General features: G+C 73.3%; 18 protein-coding genes. 15 read left to right on the top strand and 3 right to left on the bottom strand.

Features of this window, described 5'->3' with window-relative positions; all coding sequences use genetic code 11:
- Positions 1-155 precede the first annotated feature (155 nt).
- The 12 genes from AC3X7R_RS01190 to AC3X7R_RS01135 are packed head-to-tail and all read left to right on the top strand — an operon-like array spanning position 156 to position 13691.
- The gene (locus AC3X7R_RS01190) at positions 156-1586 is read left to right on the top strand and encodes a sugar transferase (RefSeq protein WP_489963715.1); all 1431 of its coding nucleotides are present in this window, start codon (positions 156-158) and stop codon (positions 1584-1586) included.
- On the top strand, positions 1583-2473 hold the full coding sequence (locus tag AC3X7R_RS01185; protein WP_489963714.1) for a glycosyltransferase family 2 protein: 891 nt from the start codon (positions 1583-1585) through the stop codon (positions 2471-2473). Before AC3X7R_RS01190 ends, AC3X7R_RS01185 begins: the two co-directional genes overlap by 4 nt.
- A 37-nt stretch (positions 2474-2510) precedes the next feature.
- Complete coding sequence (locus AC3X7R_RS01180; protein ID WP_489963713.1) at positions 2511-3593, top strand: Gfo/Idh/MocA family protein; 1083 nt, start codon at positions 2511-2513, stop codon at positions 3591-3593.
- A complete protein-coding gene (locus tag AC3X7R_RS01175) occupies positions 3590-4591 on the top strand; it encodes an NAD-dependent epimerase/dehydratase family protein (protein ID WP_489963712.1) in 1002 nt (333 codons plus the stop codon). Before AC3X7R_RS01180 ends, AC3X7R_RS01175 begins: the two co-directional genes overlap by 4 nt.
- The gene (locus AC3X7R_RS01170) at positions 4588-5730 is read left to right on the top strand and encodes a DegT/DnrJ/EryC1/StrS family aminotransferase (RefSeq protein WP_489963711.1); all 1143 of its coding nucleotides are present in this window, start codon (positions 4588-4590) and stop codon (positions 5728-5730) included. Before AC3X7R_RS01175 ends, AC3X7R_RS01170 begins: the two co-directional genes overlap by 4 nt.
- Entirely contained in the window at positions 5727-6839 is a 1113-nt protein-coding gene (locus AC3X7R_RS01165; RefSeq protein WP_489963710.1) for a DegT/DnrJ/EryC1/StrS family aminotransferase, read from the top strand. The genes AC3X7R_RS01170 and AC3X7R_RS01165 overlap by 4 nt, the downstream gene beginning before the upstream one ends.
- Positions 6836-7957 (top strand): glycosyltransferase family 2 protein, encoded by a 1122-nt coding sequence (locus AC3X7R_RS01160; protein WP_489963709.1) that lies wholly within the window; start codon positions 6836-6838, stop codon positions 7955-7957. Before AC3X7R_RS01165 ends, AC3X7R_RS01160 begins: the two co-directional genes overlap by 4 nt.
- The gene (locus AC3X7R_RS01155) at positions 7954-9432 is read left to right on the top strand and encodes an oligosaccharide flippase family protein (protein WP_489963708.1); all 1479 of its coding nucleotides are present in this window, start codon (positions 7954-7956) and stop codon (positions 9430-9432) included. Before AC3X7R_RS01160 ends, AC3X7R_RS01155 begins: the two co-directional genes overlap by 4 nt.
- Positions 9429-10496: a glycosyltransferase family 2 protein gene (locus AC3X7R_RS01150; RefSeq protein ID WP_489963707.1), complete on the top strand. Its 1068-nt coding sequence runs from the start codon at positions 9429-9431 to the stop codon at positions 10494-10496. Before AC3X7R_RS01155 ends, AC3X7R_RS01150 begins: the two co-directional genes overlap by 4 nt.
- Positions 10451-11581 carry a glycosyltransferase gene (locus tag AC3X7R_RS01145; RefSeq protein ID WP_489963706.1) on the top strand — a complete coding sequence of 377 codons (1131 nt, stop codon included), beginning with the start codon at positions 10451-10453 and terminating at the stop codon, positions 11579-11581. Before AC3X7R_RS01150 ends, AC3X7R_RS01145 begins: the two co-directional genes overlap by 46 nt.
- The gene (locus tag AC3X7R_RS01140; protein ID WP_489963705.1) at positions 11560-12489 is read left to right on the top strand and encodes a glycosyltransferase family 2 protein; all 930 of its coding nucleotides are present in this window, start codon (positions 11560-11562) and stop codon (positions 12487-12489) included. Before AC3X7R_RS01145 ends, AC3X7R_RS01140 begins: the two co-directional genes overlap by 22 nt.
- Positions 12486-13691, top strand: a complete 1206-nt coding sequence (locus tag AC3X7R_RS01135; protein ID WP_489963704.1) for a glycosyltransferase family 4 protein — start codon at positions 12486-12488, stop codon at positions 13689-13691. Before AC3X7R_RS01140 ends, AC3X7R_RS01135 begins: the two co-directional genes overlap by 4 nt.
- A gap of 38 nt (positions 13692-13729) precedes the next feature.
- On the opposite strand, the gene AC3X7R_RS01130 is transcribed toward AC3X7R_RS01135, so the two are convergent.
- Complete coding sequence (locus tag AC3X7R_RS01130; RefSeq protein ID WP_489963703.1) at positions 13730-15124, bottom strand: DUF4082 domain-containing protein; 1395 nt, start codon at positions 15122-15124, stop codon at positions 13730-13732.
- 232 nt (positions 15125-15356) lie between these two features.
- On the opposite strand from AC3X7R_RS01130, the gene AC3X7R_RS01125 reads away from it, so the two are divergent.
- Positions 15357-16574: a GNAT family N-acetyltransferase gene (locus tag AC3X7R_RS01125; RefSeq protein ID WP_489963702.1), complete on the top strand. Its 1218-nt coding sequence runs from the start codon at positions 15357-15359 to the stop codon at positions 16572-16574.
- Here AC3X7R_RS01125 and AC3X7R_RS01120 read toward each other — a convergent pair.
- Positions 16510-17199, bottom strand: a complete 690-nt coding sequence (locus AC3X7R_RS01120; RefSeq protein WP_489963701.1) for a hypothetical protein — start codon at positions 17197-17199, stop codon at positions 16510-16512. The genes AC3X7R_RS01125 and AC3X7R_RS01120 overlap by 65 nt on opposite strands.
- Positions 17200-17299: 100 nt before the next feature.
- Between AC3X7R_RS01120 and AC3X7R_RS01115 the strand changes: the two genes are divergently transcribed.
- Positions 17300-17932: a hypothetical protein gene (locus AC3X7R_RS01115; protein ID WP_489963700.1), complete on the top strand. Its 633-nt coding sequence runs from the start codon at positions 17300-17302 to the stop codon at positions 17930-17932.
- A gap of 41 nt (positions 17933-17973) precedes the next feature.
- Entirely contained in the window at positions 17974-19248 is a 1275-nt protein-coding gene (locus tag AC3X7R_RS01110) for an O-antigen ligase family protein (protein WP_489963699.1), read from the top strand.
- On the opposite strand, the gene wecC is transcribed toward AC3X7R_RS01110, so the two are convergent.
- Entirely contained in the window at positions 19221-20477 is a 1257-nt protein-coding gene (gene wecC / locus AC3X7R_RS01105; RefSeq protein WP_489963698.1) for a UDP-N-acetyl-D-mannosamine dehydrogenase, read from the bottom strand. The genes AC3X7R_RS01110 and wecC overlap by 28 nt on opposite strands.

The raw sequence follows: 20477 nt of genomic DNA, 5'->3' as shown, positions 1-20477 counted from the left end.
CCTTCATCCACGCCGGGGCGCGAGACGACGCGCGTCGGCACATTGATCCACGGGAGTGCTCCCCCCCACGCCTTCCGTGGCTCCAGCCGTCACGTCGTTCCACCGTCGCCCCATGCTTCGGGCCGGGGCGGCGTGGCGGTCCTGGGGGCCACGCGATGAGCCGAGGGTTCACGAGCGGCCACCCCACTCCCGCGCCGGCCAGCACCGACGAGCGTGCCCTGCCGCTGCTGCGGACCGGTCCGGTGCCCGACGGGGCCGGGAAGGGCGTCCATCGTCCTGTCCTGCGGATGGTCCTGGCCGTCGAGATGGCCGCGGTCCTCGCCGCGATGGCCGTGGCGGCGGCGCTGGTGGGCTCGGACCCCTGGGTCGCCCTCGCGGTCGGTCTCGGCGCGCTGGTGCTGACCTACCAGCCGGGTCGGGACGCCGTCCGGCCCGGGCTGCCCACGCCGGGCCGGGTGGCCCGGGACCTGGCCCTCCCGTTCGCGGCCGCCGCCCTCGCCTGCACCGTGGGGTGGCTGGAGCGGACCGCCCTCGACACCGCGCTCGCGGTGCTGGTGGCCGGCGGGTCGGTGACCCTGGTGGCCGCCGCGGTGCGCCACACGTGGATGACCGGCGTCCGGGTGGTGGTCGTCGGACCGGCCGCCGAGGTGGCGGCGACCTTCGCCTGCTGGGACCGGGACCGGCGCATCCGGCTCGTCGGCACCCTGGTCGTCGAGGAGGACCAACCCGGCTCGGTGCCGGGGGAGCGCTTCGAGTCCCAGGACCCGCGCCAGCTCATCCTCGGGTTCCGGCCGGACATGGTGCTGGTGCTGCCCGGGGCCGGGGTCGACTCGGAGGTGATCCGCCGGATCGGCTGGGCGCTGGAGGGCTCCGGCGCCGGGCTGGCGGTCTGCTCGGGGCTGGAGGGCGTCGCCGCGCACCGCGTCCAGCCCACGCAGATGGCGGGGATGAGTGTGATGCAGGTCCGGTCGAGCCGCCCGTCCTGGCTGGTGCGCGGTGTGAAGACCGTGGCCGACCGGCTCTGCGCGCTGCTGCTCCTCGCGCTCCTCTCACCCCTCCTCGCCGTCCTCCTGCTGGCGCTGCGAGGCACCTCGCCCGGGCCGGGGCTCTTCGCCCAGCAGCGGATCGGTCGCCACGGACGCCCGTTCACCATGTACAAGCTGCGCACCATGCGCGCGGACGCCGAGCAGGTCAAGGAGCTGCTCCGCGACGTCGACGAGGGCAACGGGCTGCTCTTCAAGAAGGAGCACGACCCCCGGGTCACCCGGTTCGGCCGGTTCCTGCGCAGGTACTCGCTCGACGAGCTGCCTCAGCTGGTCAACGTGCTCCACGGCGAGATGTCCCTGATCGGACCACGGCCCGCCCTGCCGGACGAGGTGGCGCGCTACACCTCGATGGAGCGGCGGCGTCTCGCGGTCCGCCCCGGGATGACGGGCGCCTGGCAGGTCAGCGGCCGGTCCACGCTGGGACGCGACGAGTCGATGCTCCTCGACCTGGACTACGCCGACAACTACCGGCTGACCTACGACGTGCTGATCGCGATGCGCACCGTCGACGCCGTGGCCCGGCCCCGAGGTGCCTGGTGAGCACGACGAGCACCACGACGACGACCAGGACCACGACCACGACCAGGACCAGGGCGAGCGTGGTCATCCCCGCCCACAACGAGGCCCGCACGATCGGGCGCAACCTCGCCGCCCTCCGCTCCGGAGCAGGCGGGCTGGACCTCGACGTGGTCGTGGTGTGCAACGGGTGCACCGACGGGACCGCCGAGGTGGCCCGCGCCGCGGACCCCCGGGCCCGGGTGATCGAGATCCCGGAGCCGTCCAAGGCAGCGGCCGTGCGGGTGGGCAACGCGGCCACCACGGTCTTCCCCCGGGTGCACCTCGACGCCGACGTCGAGCTGACCGGGACCGACCTGATCGCGCTGCTCGAGCCACTCACCAGGGGCGAGGCGCTGGCCACCGCGCCTCGGCGTGCGATGCCCAGGGACGGCTGCTCGCTGTGGGTCGACTGGTACTACGACGTCTGGGAGGCGCTGCCGCAGGTAGGGTCCGGCCTCTTCGGCCGCGGCGTGGTCGCGGTCGCCGAGGAGGCCCAGCACCGGCTCGCCGCGCTGCCGCCGCTGATGAGCGACGACCTGGCGATCTCCGAGGCCTTCGACCACGCCGAGCGTCGGGTCGTCGAGCACGCGACGGTGGTGGTCCACCCGCCCCGGACGCTCGCCGACCTGGTCCGGCGGCGGATCCGCGTGGTGACGGGCAACGTCCAGGCAGGTGAGGCCGGCGTGCGCCGGGCCGGCTCCGCCACGGGTCCGCTGACCCTGGTCCGGATGGTGCGCTGCCGTCCTGCCCTGGTCCTGCGGATGCCGGTCTTCCTGGGCGTCACGGTGATCGCTCGGCTGGGCGCGCGCAGGGCCCTGCGCGCCGGTGACTTCAGCACCTGGCAGCGGGACGAGAGCTCACGCCGATGAGGACGCACACATCGCGCAGCACCACGGGGGGACGCGGATGAGCAGCAGCGCACAGGAACGACAGCCGATCGGTGTCGCCGTCGTCGGCGCCGGCTACTGGGGGCCGAACCTGATCAGGAACTTCGGGTCGAGCCCGGACTGGGCTCTGGTCGGGGTCTGCGACCTGGACGAGCAACGGGCCAGGGCGGTGCTGGGGAGCGGCAGCGTGGCCCACGTGACCTCGTCGCTGGAGGCGGTGCTGCGCTGCGACGACGTGGACGCGATCGCCATCGCCACCCCCGCCCGGACGCACCAGGGGATCGCGCTGGCGGCGCTCCGGGCCGGCAAGCACGTGCTCGTGGAGAAGCCGCTGGCCGACAGCGTCTCCCACGGGTCCGCGATGGTGGAGCTGGCGGCGGAGCGGGCGCTGGTCCTGATGGCCGACCACACCTACTGCTACACGCCGGCGGTGCTGAAGATCCGTGAGCTCGTCGAGGCGGGGGAGCTGGGCGAGATCCTCTTCGTCGACTCGGTGCGGATCAACCTCGGCCTCGTCCAGCCGGACATCGACGTCTTCTGGGACCTGGCCCCCCACGACCTGTCGATCCTCGACTTCGTCCTGCCCGGGGGGCTGCGCCCCAGCGGCGTGGCTGCCCAGGGGGCCGACCCGTTGGGCGCGGGGAAGGCGTGCGTGGGCTACCTCAGCCTGCCTCTGCCGGGCGGGGCGATGGCCCACGTCCACGTCAACTGGCTCAGTCCGACCAAGATCCGGCAGATGGTGATCGCCGGCACCCGCCGGACCCTGGTGTGGGACGACCTGAACCCGCAGCAACGGGTGAGCGTCTACGACCGGGGGGTCGACCTGGCACAGCAGACCGCCGGCACGACCGACCGGACCGACGCGACGATCTCCTACCGGCTCGGCGACACGTGGGCCCCGGCCCTGCCGGAGCGCGAGGCGCTGGGGGCGATGGTGACGGAGTTCGCCGCCAGCATCCGGGGGCGACGGGCGGCCCGGACCGACGGGGCCGCCGGGCTGAGGGTGCTGAAGGTGCTCGACGCGGCGTCGCGCAGCCTCGGTGCCGGCGGGGTCCTGGTCGACACCGACATCAGCGCCTCGCAGCTGGAGGTGGCGGGATGACGAGCCTGGCAGGGGCGCAGGCCCTGGTCACCGGGGGCGCGGGGACGATCGGCTCCACCTTGGTCGACCAGCTGGTGACGGACGGGGTGGCCCACGTCGACGTGCTCGACAACCTGGTCCGCGGCCGGCGTGCCAACCTCGACCACGCGCTCGCCTCGGGTCGGGTCGCGCTGGTCGAGGGTGACCTCAGCGACCGGGACCTCGTCCACGACCTGACCTGGGGCAAGGACCTGGTCTTCCACCAGGCCGCGATCCGGATCACCCAGTGCGCCGAGCAGCCTCGCCTCGCCCTGGAGGTGATGGTGGACGGCACGTTCAACGTCGTGGAGGCCGCCGCGCAGGCGCGGGTCGGCAAGCTGGTGGCCGCCTCCTCGGCGTCGGTCTACGGGATGGCGGAGGAGTTCCCCACCGGGGAGCGGCACCACCACCACAACAACGACACCTTCTACGGGGCGGCGAAGTCGTTCAACGAGGGCATGATCCGCAGCTTCCGCGCGATGCACGGCCTCGACCACGTGCTGCTGCGCTACTTCAACGTCTACGGGCCGCGGATGGACGTGCACGGCCTCTACACCGAGGTGCTGGTGCGCTGGATGGAGCGGATCGAGGACGGCCTGCCTCCGCTGATCTTCGGCGACGGCCGCCAGACCATGGACTTCGCCTGCGTCCCGGACATCGCCCGGGCCAACGTGCTGGCCGCCGCCAGCGACGTGCGGGAGGGGGTCTACAACGTCGCCAGCGGCACCGAGACCAGCCTGCTGGAGCTGGCCGAGGCCCTGCTCCGCGTCATGGGCCGGCCCGACCTCTCGGTCGAGCTCGGTCCGGAGCGGCCGGTCAACGGAGTGGTCCGCCGGCTGGCGGACGTCTCCGCCGCACGGCGCGACCTCGGCTTCACCACCCGGATCGGGCTCGAGGAGGGGCTCGAGCGCCTGGTCGAGTGGTGGCGCCCGCTCCGTGAGGAGATCGCGGCGGGGCGCCGCCCGGCAGGTGCCCGATGAACCGGATCGACGTGATGCGGCCGTGGCTCGGCGAGGAGGAGGCGGCGGCCGTCGCCGAGGTCATCGCGTCGGGCTGGGTCGCCCAGGGACCCAGGGTGGCCGAGTTCGAGGCCGCCTTCGCCGCCCACCAGCAGGCGGAGCACGCGGTGGCGGTCTCCAGCTGCACCACGGGGCTCCACCTGGCCCTGCTGGTCGCGGGGGTGGGCGCCGGGGACGACGTGGTGGTCCCCTCCTTCTCGTTCATCGCCACCGCCAACGCGGCGGCCTACCTGGGCGCACGGCCGGTCTTCGCCGACGTCGACCCGGCGACGGGGAACCTCACCGCCGACACCGTCGCCGAGGTGCTGACCGAAGCCACGGTGGCCGTGGTGGTGGTCGACCAGGGCGGTGTGCCGGTCGACCTCGGCCCCCTCCGCGCCCTCTGCGACCCGCTCGGCATCGTGGTCGTCGAGGACGCGGCCTGCGCCGCGGGGTCGACCTACCGCGGCCGGCCCGTGGGCGTCGGGGCCGAGATCGCCGCGTGGTCCTTCCACCCGCGCAAGCTGCTCACCACCGGCGAGGGCGGGATGGTCACCACCTCCCGGCCGGAGTGGGCCGAGCGGGTCGCCCGGCTGCGCGAGCACGCGATGAGCGTCTCCGCCGCCGAGCGGCACGCCAGCGTGCTGGCCCCGGTCGAGGAGTACGCCGAGGTCGGCTTCAACTACCGGATGACCGACATGCAGGCGGCCGTCGGACTGGTGCAGCTGGCCAAGCTCGACGAGATGGTCGCTCGGCGGCGGGCCCTCGCCGACGGCTACGCCAAGGCCGTCAGCGAGATCGACGGCCTCCGTCTGGTCGCCGACCCGCCGTACGGGACGACCAACTTCCAGTCCTGCTGGGTGGAGGTGGAGGAGGGCTTCCCGGTCTCCCGCGACGCCCTGCTCGGTCAGCTCGCGAGGGCCGACATCTCGGCACGACGAGGGATCATGGCCGCCCACCGCCAACCTGCGCACCGGTACCGGTACGGCGGGGGCATGCCGCTGCCGGCCACCGACCGGCTCACCGACGGCACGCTGATCCTCCCGCTCCACCACCACCTCTCCGACTCCGACCAGGGGCGCGTCCTCGAGGTGCTGCGCAGAGCGGGGGAGGGGCGGTGAGCGTCCCCTTCGTGGACCTGGTGTCCCAGCACGCCGAGATCGCCGACGAGGTGCAGGTCGGTCTCGCCGACGTCTTCGCCCGGACCGCCTTCGTCGGAGGTGAGGAGGTCACCCGGTTCGAGGAGGAGTACGCGGAGTACGTCGGCGCCCGGCACTGCGTCGGTGTCGCCAACGGCACCGACGCCCTCGAGCTGGCGCTGCGGGCCGTGGGCGTCGGGCCGGGGGCCGAGGTGGTGCTCCCGGCCAACACCTTCGTCGCCACGGCGGAGGCGGTCTCCCGGATCGGTGCCACACCGGTCCTGGTGGACGTCGACGAGGAGCACCTGCTGATCGACGTCGGCGCGGTGGAGCGGGCGATCACCCCGCGGACCCGGGCGGTGGTGCCGGTGCACCTCTTCGGGCAGGCGGCCCCGGTGGAGCTGCTGGAGGGGATGTGCCAGGCAGCGGGGGTCCCGATCGTGGAGGACGCCGCGCAGTCGCAGGGCGCTCGCCGGTACGGTCGGGCGGCCGGCTCGCTGGGCAGCGTCGCGGGCACGAGCTTCTATCCCGGGAAGAACCTCGGTGCCGCCGGGGACGCGGGCGGGGTGACGACGGACGACGCCGAGGTCGCGGAGCGGGTGCGGATCCTGGGCGCCCACGGGTCCGGGACGAAGTACGTCCACGACGTCGTCGGGATGAACTCCAGGCTCGACACGGTGCAGGCGGTCTACCTGAGGGCCAAGCTCAGCCGGTTGGAGAAGTGGAACCAGCAGCGCCGCGAGGCCGCCGACCGCTACGCGTCCCTGCTCTCCGGGCTCCCAGGCGTCCGGCTCCCCGGGACGGCCGCGGGCAACGAGCACGTCTGGCACCTCTACGTGATCCGGGTGCCGGAGCGTGACGCCCTCCTGGCCGGGCTGGTGGAGGCGAGGATCGGCTGCGGGATCCACTACCCGACCCCGGTGCACCTCACCGGGGCGTACGCCGGGCTCGGCCGGGGGCCCGGCTCCTTCCCGGTCGCGGAGGCGGCCGCGAGGACGATCCTCTCCCTGCCCATGCACCAGCACCTGGGCCCCGAGCAGCAGCAGCGGGTGGCCGAGGTGCTGGCCGGGCTCGTGGGAGGCGGGCGATGACGAGCCAGGACGTGCGCCCACGGGAGCTCTGCCCGGGCGGTCCGAGGCACCGCCACGCGGCGCCGTCCCCGGTCCGCAACCCCACCGCGACGGTGGTGATCCCCTGCTACAACTACGGTCGCTACCTCGGCCAGGCGGTCGCCTCGGCGCTCGCGCAGCCCTCCGTCTCCGTCGAGGTCGTCATCGTCGACGACGCGTCCACCGACGGCAGCACCGCGATCGCGGAGCAGCTGGCGCGCGACGACGACCGGGTCCGGTTGATCGCCCACGAGGAGAACCGCGGTCACATCGCCACCTACAACGACGGTCTCGCTGCGGCGACGACCGACTACGTGGCGCTGGTCTCCGCGGACGACCTCCTGGCCCCGGCGGCGCTGACCCGCGCCCTCGCCGTGATGGAGGCGGTCCCGACCGTCGGCATGGTGTACGGCTCGATCAGGACCTTCGACGGACCGCCCCCCGCCGTGACGGAGCGCCGCGCGGCACCGTGGGTCCACTGGGACGGGGACGAGTGGGCTCGCAAGGTCTTCACGAAGGGCACGAACGTGGCGTACTCGCCCGAGGTGGTGCTGCGCAGCTCGGTGCAGCAGCGGATCGGCGGCTACGACCCGGACCACCCGCAGGCCGGCGACATGCTGATGTGGCTGCTGGCCGGGGCCGCGGGGGAGGTCGGCATCCTGGTCGACACGGTCCAGGCCTGCTACCGGGTCCACGGGGCCAACATGCACTCCTCGGTCTTCTCGGTCGGTCAGACCCACGGGGTGATCACGGGGCTCGAGGCCCGCCTCCGTGCCTTCGAGACGGCGGCCTCCGCCTACGCGCACGGGGACGCCCTGCTGGTCTCCGCGCGGGCGGCCCTCGCCCGGGAAGCGGTCGAGACCGCCTCGAGCGCCCTGGTGGACGGATGGTCGGAGCCCTGGTTCGTCCAGGAGCTGGTGGCCTTCGCGACGCGGGTCGACCCGTCGGTCGTCGGGAGTCGCGCCTGGCGGACGCTGCGCCGGCGCCAGGCCTGGGGGAGCCGCAGCCGCAGGAACCCCCTCTTCATGCCGCGCGAGCGCTGGCTGACCGAGCGGCACCGCCTCCGCAGCCGTCGCCAACGACAGGGTCTGGTGTCGTGAGCGAGGAGGTCCTCGGCAGAGCCGTCGGTCGAGGACTGGCCTGGGGTGGGCTCAGCGCCCTGGTGCTCAGGTTCAGCAGCCTGGGGCTCGGCATCGTCCTCGCCCGGTTGCTGGCCCCCGAGGACTTCGGTGTCTATGCCATCGCGCTCACCGTCCAGGGGATCCTGATGGCGGTGATGGACCTGGGCCTGAGCGCCGACCTGGTGCGGACGCGGAGACCCGCCCTCCGCGAGCCCACGGTCGCGACGCTGAGCCTGGGCGCCAGCGGCGTCCTCGCCCTGGCCATGGTGGTGGCGGCCGGCCCGCTGGCGTCGTTCCTCGGCAGCGGGGACGCCACGCGGGTCATCCAGGTCCTGGCCCTCACCATCCCCCTGGGGGCGCTCGGCGTCGTGCCGTACGCGCGGATGCAGCGCCAGTTCATGCAGAAGCAGATGTTCGCCACCAGCGTGGCCGGCTTCCTGGTGGACGCCCTGGTCACCGTCTCCCTGGTCCTCCTCGGCTGGGGTCCCATGGCCCTGGCGGTCGCCCGCGTCGCCTCGCAGGTCTGCACCACCTTCCTGCAGTTCCTCTTCACCCGCTGCCGCCCCACGCTGGGGTGGTCCACGGAGCTGGCCGGCTCCGCGCTCGCCTTCGGGGTGCCGCTGGCCCTGGCCAACATGGTCTCGATCGCGGTGCTCAGCGCGGACAAGGCGGTCGTCGGTCGTCTCGCCGGCGAGGTCTCCCTCGGCTACTACGTGCTGGCGTTCAACATCGCGAGCTGGCCGATGACCGCACTCGGGCAGACGGTCCGCCCCGTGGCGCTGGCCGCCTTCTCGCAGCTGCGCCGCGAGACGCACGACGCGGGCCGGAGCCTCGTCGTCGCGGTACAGCTCACCTACGGGCTGGTGGCGCCGGCCGCGTGCCTCCTCGCCGCCACGAGCGTCCCGCTGGTCTCCTTCCTCTACGGCGAGAGGTGGCTGCCCGCTGCCACGGCGCTGCCGGCGCTGGCCCTGGTCGGTGGACTCCGGGTGCTCTTCGACCTGTTCGCCACCTACCTGATGGCGCTGGGTCAGGCTCGGGCCGTGCTCCAGCTGCAGGTGCTCTGGTTGGTCTCCCTCGTCCCCGCGGCGGTCGTCGGCACCAGGTGGGGCGGCCTCGAGGGTGCCGCCTGGGCCCAGGCGGGCATCGCCCTGCTGGTCGTGCTGCCGGGCTACCTGTGGCGGTGCCAGCGATCGGGGGCCCACGTGCGTGAGGTCGTTCCCGCGGTGGCACTTCCGATGCTTGCGTCCGTCCCGGCCTTCGCCGCCGCCGTCCTGATCGCCCGTCTGGTGGACTCGTCGCTGCTGACGATCGTGGCGGCGGGTTCGGCGGGGACGGTGGTCTACGCCGTGCTCATGCACCGGTGGATCGCCAGGGCCCTGCGCACCGCCCGCGAGATCGGCGCGGTGGAGTCGGGTGCGTCGCCGGTGCCCCTGCGAGCGGGAGGCCCGGGATGAGCAGGCCGCAGCGCGTGCGCCCCACCACCTGGCTGGGACCGCCCCCGGTGGTCTCCGTCGTCGTCCCGTGCTTCAACTACGGGCGGTTCCTGCGCGAGGCGGTGACCAGCGCGCTCGGCCAGGAGGGGGTCCGGCTCGAGGTGGTGGTCGTCGACGACGCCTCGACCGACGACTCCGTCGACGTGGCCTCGGCGCTGGCCGAGGCCGACCCGAGGGTCAGGCTGCTCACGCACGAGACCACGCGTGGGCCGGTGGAGACGTTCAACGACGGGCTGGCCGCCTGCACCGGGGAGTTCCTGGTCCGGCTGGACGCCGACGACCTGCTCACGCCGGGGTCGCTGCGCCGTTCGACGGACGCGGCGCGAGCCCTGCCTTCCGTCGGACTCGTCTACGGCCACCCCGTGCACTTCCGCGGCGACCTGCCGCCCATCAGGGCGAAGGTCCGGGAGTGGCGGGTCTGGCGGGGCGTGGACTGGCTGACCGACCGGTGCGAGGACGGGCACAACGTGATCACCGCGCCGGAGGTCCTGATGAGGATGGCCGTGGTCCGGCAGGTCGGTGGGCAGCGGCCCCTCCCGCACACCCACGACATGGAGATGTGGTTGCGACTGGCGGCGTTCTGCGACGTCGCCTACGTCGTCGGCGCCGACCAGGCGTGGCACCGCGAGCACGACGCGAGCCTTTCGGCGCGGGAGGTCGACGCCGTCAGGGACATGGCCGGACGGCTCGAGGCGTTCCGGGAGCTCGGCGGCGGTGTGGCGGCGCGCGTCCCCGGTGTGGCAGTAGGAGTCCGCCACGCCGAGCGGGCGATCGCGCGGGAGGCGGTGCGGGAGGCGTCCTACGAACGTCGCCGGGGTCGGCGCAGTCGGCCGGAGGTCGTGAGGCGCCTCGCCGGGCTGGCGGTCGAGGCGGATCCGGCGGTCACCGACATCCCGGCGTGGGTGGCGCTCCAGGGCAGCGGCCGGGGCGACCGGGCCGCCCACGCGGTCGTGCAGTCGCTCCGCGCCAGGTGGACCTGGTGGCGGCTGCAGCGGCGCTGGGCGCGGACCGGGACCTGGGGGTGACCCCGCCGATGACCCCGCCGATGAACGGCCGGCTCCGGGGACTCCTCGAGACGCGCGGCACCCCGTGGCGCAGCCCCCGGCCGCGCCTCGTCGTCTCGGAGCGCCAGTCGACGCCTCCCACCCTCTACTTCCTGTGCCCGGACTACGACCGTCCGTCCGGGGGCGTGCGCGTCATCTACCAGCACGTCGACCTCCTCGACGGCTCGGGCCGCCGGGCCCGGGTGATGCACCGGCGCCGGGGCTTCCGGTGCAGCTGGTTCGAGAACGCCACCGCGATCGTGAGCTCGCGGGACCAGGGGGTCGGGCCGCAGGACGTCCTGGTCGTCCCCGAGCAGGACGTGGACCTGCTCGTGAGCGCCCAGCGGCGGCCCCGGCACCTCGTCCTCAACCAGAACGCCCACCTGACCTGGTCGAACGGCCCTGACCTGGCGACGGCCTACTACCGCGACCCGGACGGCCTGCTCGGGATCCTGGCGGTCTCCGAGCACAACCGGGCCTACCTCCAGCACGCCTTCCCGGAGCAACGGGTCCTGCGGGTCCGCAACCACGTCGAGTCCGAGGTGTTCCGGGCGGGCCCCAAGGACCGGCCACGCCTGGTCTACGTCCCGCGGCGCGGGGCCGACGACTGCGAGCAGGTCCTCGGGATCCTCCGCGCCCGAGGGGTCCTGGAGGGCTGGGACGTCGAGCGGGTGGCCACCCGCTCCCAGCAGGAGTTCGCGGCGGCGCTCGGCAGGGCGACGATCTACCTCACGTGCTCGCGGCAGGAGGGGTTCGGGCTTCCCCTCGCCGAGGCGATGGCCTGCGAGGCGTTCGTCGTGGGCTACCACGGCTTCGCGGGGATCGAGCTGATGCAGCGCGCCTTCTCCGCGCCGGTCCCCGCGGGGGACGTGCTCGCCCTGGCGCGGGAGGTGGAGCGCGTCGTGGCGGACGAGCGGTCCGATCCCGGCTGGTGCGCAGGACGCGGCGCGCTCGCCCGGTCCTTCATCCTCTCCCAGTACGGCGCGGAGCGTCAGCGCGCCGAGCTGCTGAGCGCCTACGACGCACTGGTCGGGAAGAGCCTGGCGTGGGAAGGCCGGAGACCGTGACGGCGGCGCCGTCGCCCCGGGACGTCACCGCGGTCATGGTGACGTGGAACAGCTCCTCGGACCTCGCCGCGGCGATCGGCGCCCTGGACGCAGCCTTCGCGGGGGTGCCTCGCTGGCGACTGGTGGTCGTCGACAACGGCTCGCAGGACGGCTCGGCCGTACTCGCCCGTCGGTTGTGCCCGGCCGCGACGGTCGTCGAGACGGGACGCAACGACGGCTACGCCGCGGGCGTGAACGTCGGGGTGCGCACCGCGCCCGACAGCGGGGCGTTCCTCGTGCTCAACCCGGACGTCACCCTGTCACCGGGGTGCGTGGCCACCCTCCTGGCGTCGCTCGAGAGCAGTGGTGCGGGGATGGTGGTGCCCCGGCAGCTGGACTCCGGGGGACGGCTCAACCCCTCCCTGCGCCGCGAGCCCACGGTGGCGCGGGCCTGGGGGGAGGCGTTGCTGGGCGGAACACGCGCCGGCAGGTTCGCCCCCCTCGGTGAGATGGTGGTGGACGAGGGTGCCTACGACTCCCCCCGGTGGGTCGACTGGGCCTCGGGCTCGGCGCTGCTGGTCGCGGGGGAGTGCGCCCGCGCGGTCGGCCCGTGGGACGAGGGCTTCTTCCTGTACTCGGAGGAGACGGACTTCGCACGGCGGGCGCGGGAGCTGGGGTTCGGCATCCGCTACGAGCCGAGGGCGGTGGTGCAGCACCGCGGGGGCGAGTCGCACGTCTCCCCGGTGCTCTACAGCCTGCTCGCCCGCAACCGGATCCGGTTCTTCGCACGTCACCACGGGCCGGTGCCCGCCCTCGCCTTCCGTGGCGCGGTGCTGGCGAACGAGGCGCTCCGGGTCCACCGGCCCGTTCACCGGGCGGCCCTTCGCGCCCTGCTCTCCCGGTCCTCGGGCGGGGAGGCGACCCCGTGACGTCGCCGGGCGGTCGAGCGCGCCACGACGGAGGCCTGCGGGTGCTCTACAGCTTCCCGCACACCCTCGGGGCGCCGGGGATCGGCACCACCGCCCTGCAGCAGGTGCTGGCGCTGCGGCGCCTCGGCTGCGACGTCGTGGTCTGGTGCACCTCACGCGCCGCATGCGTCCCGCGGGATCTCCCGGTGGTGGAGACCCTGCGGGTCGCCGGCGGCCGGGTGCCGCACCGGGTCGTCGGGGTCGACCGTGCCTACCGCTACCACGACCGGCGGGTGGCCCGTGCGCTCGCGCGGGGAGTCCCGGCGTACGACGTCGTCCACGCCTGGCCCCGCGGCTCCCTGGCGACGCTGCGGGCGGCGCGCAGCCTCGGCATCACCGGGCTCCGTGAGGTCCCGAACACCCACATCGTCCACGGGTACGCCGAGGTGGCGCGCGAGTACGACCTGCTCGGGATGGCGCTGCCGCGCGGCCACTCCCACACGCCCTCCCCGCGCCGCCAGGCCCTGGAGGAGGCCGAGTACGCCGCCGCCGACGGACTCCTCGTGCCGTCCGACCACGCCGCCGCGACGTTCGTGGCCCACGGCGTGGACGAGGGCCGGCTGCTCCGGCACCGGTACGGCTACGAACCCGGCCGGTTCACCGCCTCGTCGCCGCCGGACACCTTCACCGCCGTCTTCGTCGGACGCGCGGAGCCCAGGAAGGGGCTCCACTACGCCCTGCGCGCCTGGCGCGCCTCGGCCGCCGTAGGGAGCGGACGCCTCGTGGTCTGCGGGGAGGTCGACCCCGCCTACGCGGAGCGGCTCGCCGAGGAGCTCGCGGCACCGGACGTGACCGTGACCGGCTTCGTCCCCGACGTCGGCCGCCTGATGGCGCAGGCCGACGTGCTGCTCCTGCCGTCGGTGGAGGAGGGGAGTGCGCTGGTGGTCTACGAGGCGATGGCCTGCGGGGTCGTTCCGCTGGTCTCCACCGCGGTGGGTGCGCCCGTCCGGGACGGGTTCAGCGGGCTCCTGCACGCCCCTCGCGACGTCGACGTGCTGACGCACCAGCTGACCCGCCTCCGGCTGGACGGCGAGTGCCGGGCGCGGCTACGACGGCAGACGCAGGAGGCGGCCCGCGGGCTCACCTGGACGGAGTCGGGTCGAGTCCTGCTGCGGTGCTACCAGGACGCCGTCCGCGCACGCCAGCAGGAGGGTGACTCCTGAGCGCGCGCGTCCGCTGCCGAGGGCGGCGTCCGGTCAGGTCACGGGTTGACCGGGTCGCCCGCCCTGGGCCCGTCGGCCCACACGTTGCCCGACCAGGTGTTCCCGGCCGACCTCCAGTAGGCGACGGGGCCGTAGAAGCCGGAGCGCGGGAAGTACCGGGTGCTGAACTGGTTGTCGACCACCCGGTGGCCGCGCGCGGTGTCGGGTGCGCCGCCGTACAGGGTGAAGCCGCCGCCGGCGAAGTAGTTGTCCTTCACCAGGACGTTGGTGTCGGGGTTGCTGCCGAACTCGCTGAGCAGGATGGCGCTGGTCTGGTCGTGGTCGTTGAGCACCGTGTTGTGCACGACCCGGGCGTTCACCGCGTCGGTGACCTCGAGCCCGTCGTTGTGCGCCGAGGGCAGGTCGGAGAGGTCGTGGACGTAGCTGTCGTAGATCTCGGTATTGGCGTCCATCTTGGCGCCGTCCCCGGCGCCGCTCAGGTCGAGGCGCCGGCCGACCCAGCTCGCGCCCGCGATCGAGGCCTGCGTGTCGGGGCCGCCGCGGAGCGTGGAGTCCTCGACCGTCAGTCTCCTGCCGTAGTTGTAGAGGACCCAGAAGCCGTCCGAGACCACCTTGACGTTGCGCACGGTGACGTTGTTCGCCCGGATGAGGAGCGGGCCGCGGATCTCGCGGTTCTCGATCACCGCACCGTCGTTGGTGACGGTCAGGCCGCCGTTGCGCACCTCGAGGGGACCGCTGGCGCCGGTGTCGGCCGCGGACGGGAAGGCCCCCGCCTGGCTCGGCGGTGCCGACGGCTTGTCCGTGCTCTCGTCGTCCACCGTGACGTCCACCAGCACGTCGACCCAGTAGTTGGTCGAGTCGAAGGTCTGCTCCGGGAAGCGGGAGGTGGAGCCGTAGCGGTAGACGCCGTTCGCGCCCCCGCCGGGCGCGGTCAGCCCGGCGCGCCTCACGGTGTTCGCGAAGCCCTGCCGGGTGGCGGCGTAGCGGCCGCGCGGCGCGTAGACGGAGACGGTGTAGGTCTTGTCGGCCGCGATCGCGACCGGCTCGGAGAACACGGCCGTGACCCATCTCGAGCCCGTCGTGGCAGGCAGGTCGACCCGGGCCAGGCGACGCCCGTTGCTGTTCCACAGCGAGGCCGACGTCGGCGTGACCGAGGAGGCGCGGGCCCCCTTGTACACCTGGGCGCCGACGACCTCCGCGTCGCGGGAGGAGGTGAACCTCGTCCCCAGCTCGACCGCGTTGCGGTCGTCGTCCGCCACCACGGCGGAGGGGGTGCCCTCGGAGAAGAGGCCGACCGTCTCGGAGTCGGGGGCGGACGTGCTCGGCCCGGCGGGGACGAGGGTCGCCGCGGCGGCCAGCACCGCGACGGCGAGGGAGGTGATCGTGAGCTGCCGGGGCCGATTCGTGCCGGACGAAGAGAGGGAGGTGGGCATGAGGCCCTGCTTTCGGGGTTGGGGCGCCGGTGCCGACGAGTGACGCGACTCTGGTCGGGGAGCACTCCGAACCCGTCGGCGCCCCCCACCACTGAGTACGCCCTTCCCTGGACCTCCGAATCTAGCGCGCGGCTGGGCGACCGCTCGGGGGTTCGCCTCACTGAACGGCGCGCGTGAGGGCGTGACACCCCTAGACTTCGGTCGTCGGAGCAGCGCACTGGCCGGAGGTGCCATGGCTTTCCCGGTCGAACCAGACGGTGCGCTCCCCGGGGCGCTCGCGCGGGGTCGTGCGGTCACCGATCTCGCCGAGCTCGCCGGCCTCGAGACCGAGTGGCTCGCCGCGGGCCCCACCGGCCCGGAGACGGATCCCGGCTACTTCGCCACCCTGGTCCGGAGCCTCCCGGGCACCGAGTCCCCGTGTGTCCTGTCCCTCCCGCGTCAGGAGGGGGGCACGCTGCTCGTCGTCGGCCGGATCGCCAGCACCACCGTCTCCGTGCGACTCGGCTATCGCCGGGTTGCGAGGACGACCGGCCGTGCCCTGGTCCTCTCCTTCGACGGGGTGCTGGGTGCGCGCAGCCAGCACGACTGGCAGCACGTCGTCGCGGCTCTGCTGGCGGTCCTCGACGACCGAGGCCTGGACGCGGTGGTGGCGCCCAAGATGCCGGAGCACTCGCCGTTCGTTCCCGCCGCCGAGCGCCTCCTCGGTCCGGGGAGGCTGAGCGTCTCGGCCCCCACCGGCAAGTGGCTCATCGAGGTGCGGGGCGACTGGGAGGAGTGGCTCGGGCGCCTGCCCTCGAAGACCCGGAAGGACTTCCGCTACCACCGGTCCAGGCCGGAGCGCAGGTTCGGGGAGAGGCTCTCGCTGCGTCGTCTCCTGGGACCCGACGACCTGGCTGAGCTGAGGGCCGCCCTGGCGTGCGTGGACGCCGGCTCCTACCAGGCCGGGCTGGGCATCGAGGAGATGCCCGCCGTCACCCGCGACGCGGTGCTGGCCTGGGGGGCGGAGCGCGGCGCCCTGCGCTCGTGGCTCGTGCTGGTCGACGGGACACCCGTCTCCTACTGGTGGGGTTTTGTGGTGGGACGGACGTTCTTCGCCCAGGCCACCGCATACGACTCCGCCTTCGCGAAGGATCGCCTGGGCAGCTACGCCTTCGGTCAGATGATCCAGGACTGCTGCGGCGACCCGGGGATCGACGAGATCGACCTGGGCTTCGGGGACGCCGCCTACAAGGAGCGCTTCGCCACGCGTCAGGTGCTGGCCACCGACGTGACCATCTTCAGCCGGCGACCCCGAGGGCGACTGATGCGCCTGGTCGTCGGGCTCGACGCGCTCAGGTCGCGGGCGGCCAGGTCCCGATGGGCTCGAGGGGACGCGGCGCAGCAGCTCAAGCGACGGTTGCGGGCGAAGGCGGTGAAGGGGCCCGGCGACCCGGGCCCGGGCGCCGGCTGAGATGGAGGGCGAGCAGCACGAACAGGGCCGAGGCTCCGAGCCAGCCGGCCAGGGTGCGCACGGGATCGCCGTCGTGGAAGGTCACGCCGGTGGGTCCGGGGTCGCTCACCACCTCGATCCGGTCACCCGGCGGGACGCCCGCCTCGGTCTCCCACGACGCGAGAGTGGTCCGGACCCGGGTCTCGGCCTCCTCGATCAGGAGCCGGACCTCCTCCGGGGTGCCGGCCACCGCCTGCACCTCGAGGGTGGGCTGGTCGTAGAGACGCTGCCACTGGCTCCCCTCGGAGGGCTGCTGGACGGACCACCCCTGGCGGACGCCCTGGTCCAGGAGCGTCACCTCGGGCGAGATGTCGACGAAGCCCTCCGACCCGCCGACCGAGCGAGCGACCATCCCGGCGACCTCGATGGCGCTGTTCATCCGTGGGGGCAGGAGCGTGGGTCCGGGCGGACGGCCGGGCGGGACGAGGAGCACCGTGGACTGACCGAAGTAGACCCCGGGCGGGCTCATCACCGCCCAGCCGACCAGCAGGCTGAGCAGGAGGGCGCCGACGAGCGGCACCGCTCCGCCGCGACCCGCTCGGTGGAGGTGGCGCCTGACGTCGGTCACCCACTCGGTCCGGCCCATCGAGTCCCATCCTGCCCCCCGGCGAAGCCGTTAGGATATGCGATCGGCAGCTGGTGAGACCGTGAGACGGGCTACGCGTCTCCAGGGGGATGGGGCGGCGATGACCGTAGGGGCTCTGCTCCGGGCGCTGGCGCGACGTTGGTACGCGACGCTGCTGGGGCTCGTGATCACCGCGGTCGCCGTCGCCGGCGTGGTCAACCTCGTTCCCGTGCGCTACGAGGCGCGGGCGCTCCTGGTGCTGCTGCCTCCCGTCTCCACCGAGGCCGAGGTGAAGAACCCCTTCCTCAGCCTCAGCGGCCTGGACTCGGTCAACAGCGTGCTGGCGCGCACCATGCAGGCCGACCCCGTGGCCAAGCAGGTCGCGGAGATCGCCGGGGACGCCGAGTACACGGTCACGGAGGACCCCACCGCGAGCGGACCGCTGCTGCTGGTCGTCGTGGAGGACGTGACCGAGCAAGGAGCGCTGGCGGCACGTGACGCCCTGGTGACGATCGCGGAGTCCAGCCTTCGGGACCTCCAGCTGGCCAGCGACGTCGAGACGTCAGCGCTGATCACGACCTCGGTGGTCTCCGCGGACCCGGTCGTGCAGACGATCCGGAAGTCCCAGCTGCGGACGCTGCTGGTGGTGGTGTCCGGGGGGCTTGTCGCCACGGCCGGCCTGGTGGCCCTGCTCGACGCATACCTGAGGCGGCGGCGGCAGCAGCGCCCTCCGGCACCGGGCGACCGGGGCTAGCGATGCCTTTGGCGCGCCTTCGCCCCACGACGGATCGTGCGGTGGGGGACAGCGCCCTGCTCCTGCGCGTCTACGTGACGCTGCTCCTGCTCGTGCCCTCCGCGCTCGTGGTCGCCCCCCTCGGAGCCGCGGGAACGCCGGCCCAGCTCTTCGGCATGGGTCTGGCCGTCCTGGCACTCGTCTGGAGCGCACTGGCTCTGCCCCGCCCCGCCCAGGAGGTGCAGCAGGTCACCAGGGCGCCGGTCATGGTCCTGATGGCCGTCTTCGTCGCCTGCGTCCTGGTCAGCTACTCCGTCGCCGCGGCGGGTGCGGTGGGCTCCGCGGAGCTCAGCGCGGCCGACCGGAGCCTGCTCTCGGTCGTCTCCTGGGTGGGCGTCGTCGTCACCGGGCTCGCCGTAGGTGCGTCGGCGAGCTCCGAGGAGTCCGTCCTGAGGCGGGTCTCCGTGCTGTCCGGCCTGATCGCCCTGCTGGGGATCCTCCAGTTCCTCACCGGCGACGTGCTCGTCGACAGGATCAGGATCCCCGGGCTCTCCGTCAACGGAGACATCGGCGGAGTGGGGGAGCGGGTGGGCTTCACGCGGATCGCCGCGACGGCGGTGCACCCGCTCGAGTTCGGTGTGGTCCTGAGCATGGCGCTGCCCCTGGCGTTGCACGTGGCGATGGCGGGCTCCGGCCAGGCGGGGCGCCTTCGACGCTGGTGGCCGGTGGCAGCCATCGCGGTCGCGGTCCCGCTCAGCATCTCCAGGAGCGCGATCGTCTGCGTCGTGGTGGCCCTGGTCATCGTGGCGACGGGGTGGTCGGGCCACCAGCGACGCGTCGGCCTCGCCTGGATCGTCGTCCTGCTGATGTCGATCTACGTCCTCATCCCCGGCATGCTCGGCGCCCTGCTCAAGCTCTTCACCGGGATCTCCGACGACGGCAGCGTGCTGTCACGGACCGACAGCTACAGCCTGGCCGGCGAGTTCATCGTCCGCTCCCCGGTCCTGGGACGCGGGTTCTTCACGTTCCTCCCGCAGTACCGCATCCTCGACAACCAGTACCTCGGGATGCTGATCGAGATCGGCATCCTCGGGACGCTGGCCTTCCTCGCCCTGCTGGGCGGCGCGGTCCTCTCGGGCCTCCGGGCGCTCCGCCGTCAGGAGCCGCAGGACGGGTCGCGGACGCGCGCACTCGTCGCCGCGGTCGCCGCGGCGGCCGTGAGCATGGCGACCTTCGACGCGCTGGGCTTCCCCATGGTGCCCGGGCTGCTCTTCCTCTGTGTCGGTCTGCTCGGGGCGCGAGCCCTGCCTCAGCGCCAGATGCCGCGGGTGTCGTAGAGCACCTTGCCCTCGAGGCGGGAGCGGCTCAGCGACCGGAAGTGGTCGTGGTCGACCAGGACCACGACGATGTCGGCGTCGTCGATCGCCTCGTGGACCCGTTGGAGCCGCACCCGCCTCCGGCCGTCCAGCGCGGCGGGCAGGTGGTCGATGAACGGCTCCGCCACCCTGAGGTCCAGGTCGGGCAGTGCGTCCGCGATGTCGGTGACGATGTCCATCGCGGGGCTCTCGCGCAGGTCGTCGACGTTGGCCTTGTAGCCGAGCCCGAGGCAGGCGACCGTCGGGTTGCGGAACCGCTCGGTCTTGGCGATGACCTGGGACGCCACGTGGTGGGGCTTGCCGTCGTTGACCTCGCGCGCGGTCCGGATCAGCCGGGAGAGCCCGGGCGAGGCGCCCACGATGAACCAGGGGTCCACCGCGATGCAGTGGCCGCCGACCCCCGGCCCCGGAGTCAGGATGTCGACCCGCGGGTGGTGGTTGGCCATCTTGATGATCTCCCACACGTCGAGCTTGAGCTCCTCGCTGATCAGGGAGAGCTCGTTGGCGAAGGCGATGTTGACGTCCCGGTAGGCGTTCTCCACCAGCTTGGCCATCTCCGCGCTGGCGGCGTCGGTCAGGTGGATCTCGCCCTTGCTGAAGACCCGGTAGATCGCGGCGGCCTTGGCGGCGCAGCGTCGGGTGACGCCGCCCACCACGCGGTCGTTGGTGATCATCTCCACCATGATCCGGCCCGGGAGCACCCGCTCGGGGCAGTGGGCGACGTGGAAGTCCGGCACCCCTTCCGAGGTGTGAGGTGCCACCAGGTCGGGGCGGAGCTCCTGGAGCCACCTGCTGACACCCTCGGTGGTGCCGGGGGGAGAGGTGGACTCCAGCACCACGACCTCTCCGCCCCTGAGCCGGGGAGCGATCTCCTCCACCGCCGCACGGACGTGGCTCAGGTCGGCCAGGTGGTCGTCCCTGAACGGCGTGGGCACCGCGATGATGTAGGCGTCGGCGTCGGGGGTCTTGGTGGTGGCGGTGAGCCGGCCCATCGACACCGCCCCGCTGACCCCGATGGCCAGGTCTGGCTCGATGAACGGCAGCTCGCCCCTCGACACGGCGGCGACGATGCTCTCGTTGACGTCGACTCCGATCACCTCGACCCCGCCCACGGCGAGCGAGACGGCCGTCGGCAGCCCGATGTAGCCCAGCCCGATGATCGCGACCTGCCCCTTGAAGACCTCATCCAT

The sequence above is a fragment of the Nocardioides sp. Z22_16 genome (assembly GCF_058134365.1).
This window is presented reverse-complemented; position numbering and strand designations above follow the sequence as displayed.

Bases quoted from the DNA above. Each gene is read 5' to 3' on its own strand.
- AC3X7R_RS01190 (WP_489963715.1), top strand. From the start codon at position 156: ATGAGCCGAGGGTTCACGAGCGGCCACCCCACTCCCGCGCCGGCCAGC.
- AC3X7R_RS01180 (WP_489963713.1), top strand. From the start codon at position 2,511: ATGAGCAGCAGCGCACAGGAACGACAGCCGATCGGTGTCGCCGTCGTC.
- AC3X7R_RS01175 (WP_489963712.1), top strand. From the start codon at position 3,590: ATGACGAGCCTGGCAGGGGCGCAGGCCCTGGTCACCGGGGGCGCGGGG.
- AC3X7R_RS01170 (WP_489963711.1), top strand. From the start codon at position 4,588: ATGAACCGGATCGACGTGATGCGGCCGTGGCTCGGCGAGGAGGAGGCG.
- AC3X7R_RS01160 (WP_489963709.1), top strand. From the start codon at position 6,836: ATGACGAGCCAGGACGTGCGCCCACGGGAGCTCTGCCCGGGCGGTCCG.
- AC3X7R_RS01150 (WP_489963707.1), top strand. From the start codon at position 9,429: ATGAGCAGGCCGCAGCGCGTGCGCCCCACCACCTGGCTGGGACCGCCC.
- AC3X7R_RS01130 (WP_489963703.1), bottom strand. From the start codon at position 15,124: ATGCCCACCTCCCTCTCTTCGTCCGGCACGAATCGGCCCCGGCAGCTC.
- AC3X7R_RS01125 (WP_489963702.1), top strand. From the start codon at position 15,357: ATGGCTTTCCCGGTCGAACCAGACGGTGCGCTCCCCGGGGCGCTCGCG.
- AC3X7R_RS01120 (WP_489963701.1), bottom strand. From the start codon at position 17,199: ATGGGCCGGACCGAGTGGGTGACCGACGTCAGGCGCCACCTCCACCGA.
- AC3X7R_RS01115 (WP_489963700.1), top strand. From the start codon at position 17,300: ATGACCGTAGGGGCTCTGCTCCGGGCGCTGGCGCGACGTTGGTACGCG.
- wecC (WP_489963698.1), bottom strand. From the start codon at position 20,477: ATGGATGAGGTCTTCAAGGGGCAGGTCGCGATCATCGGGCTGGGCTAC.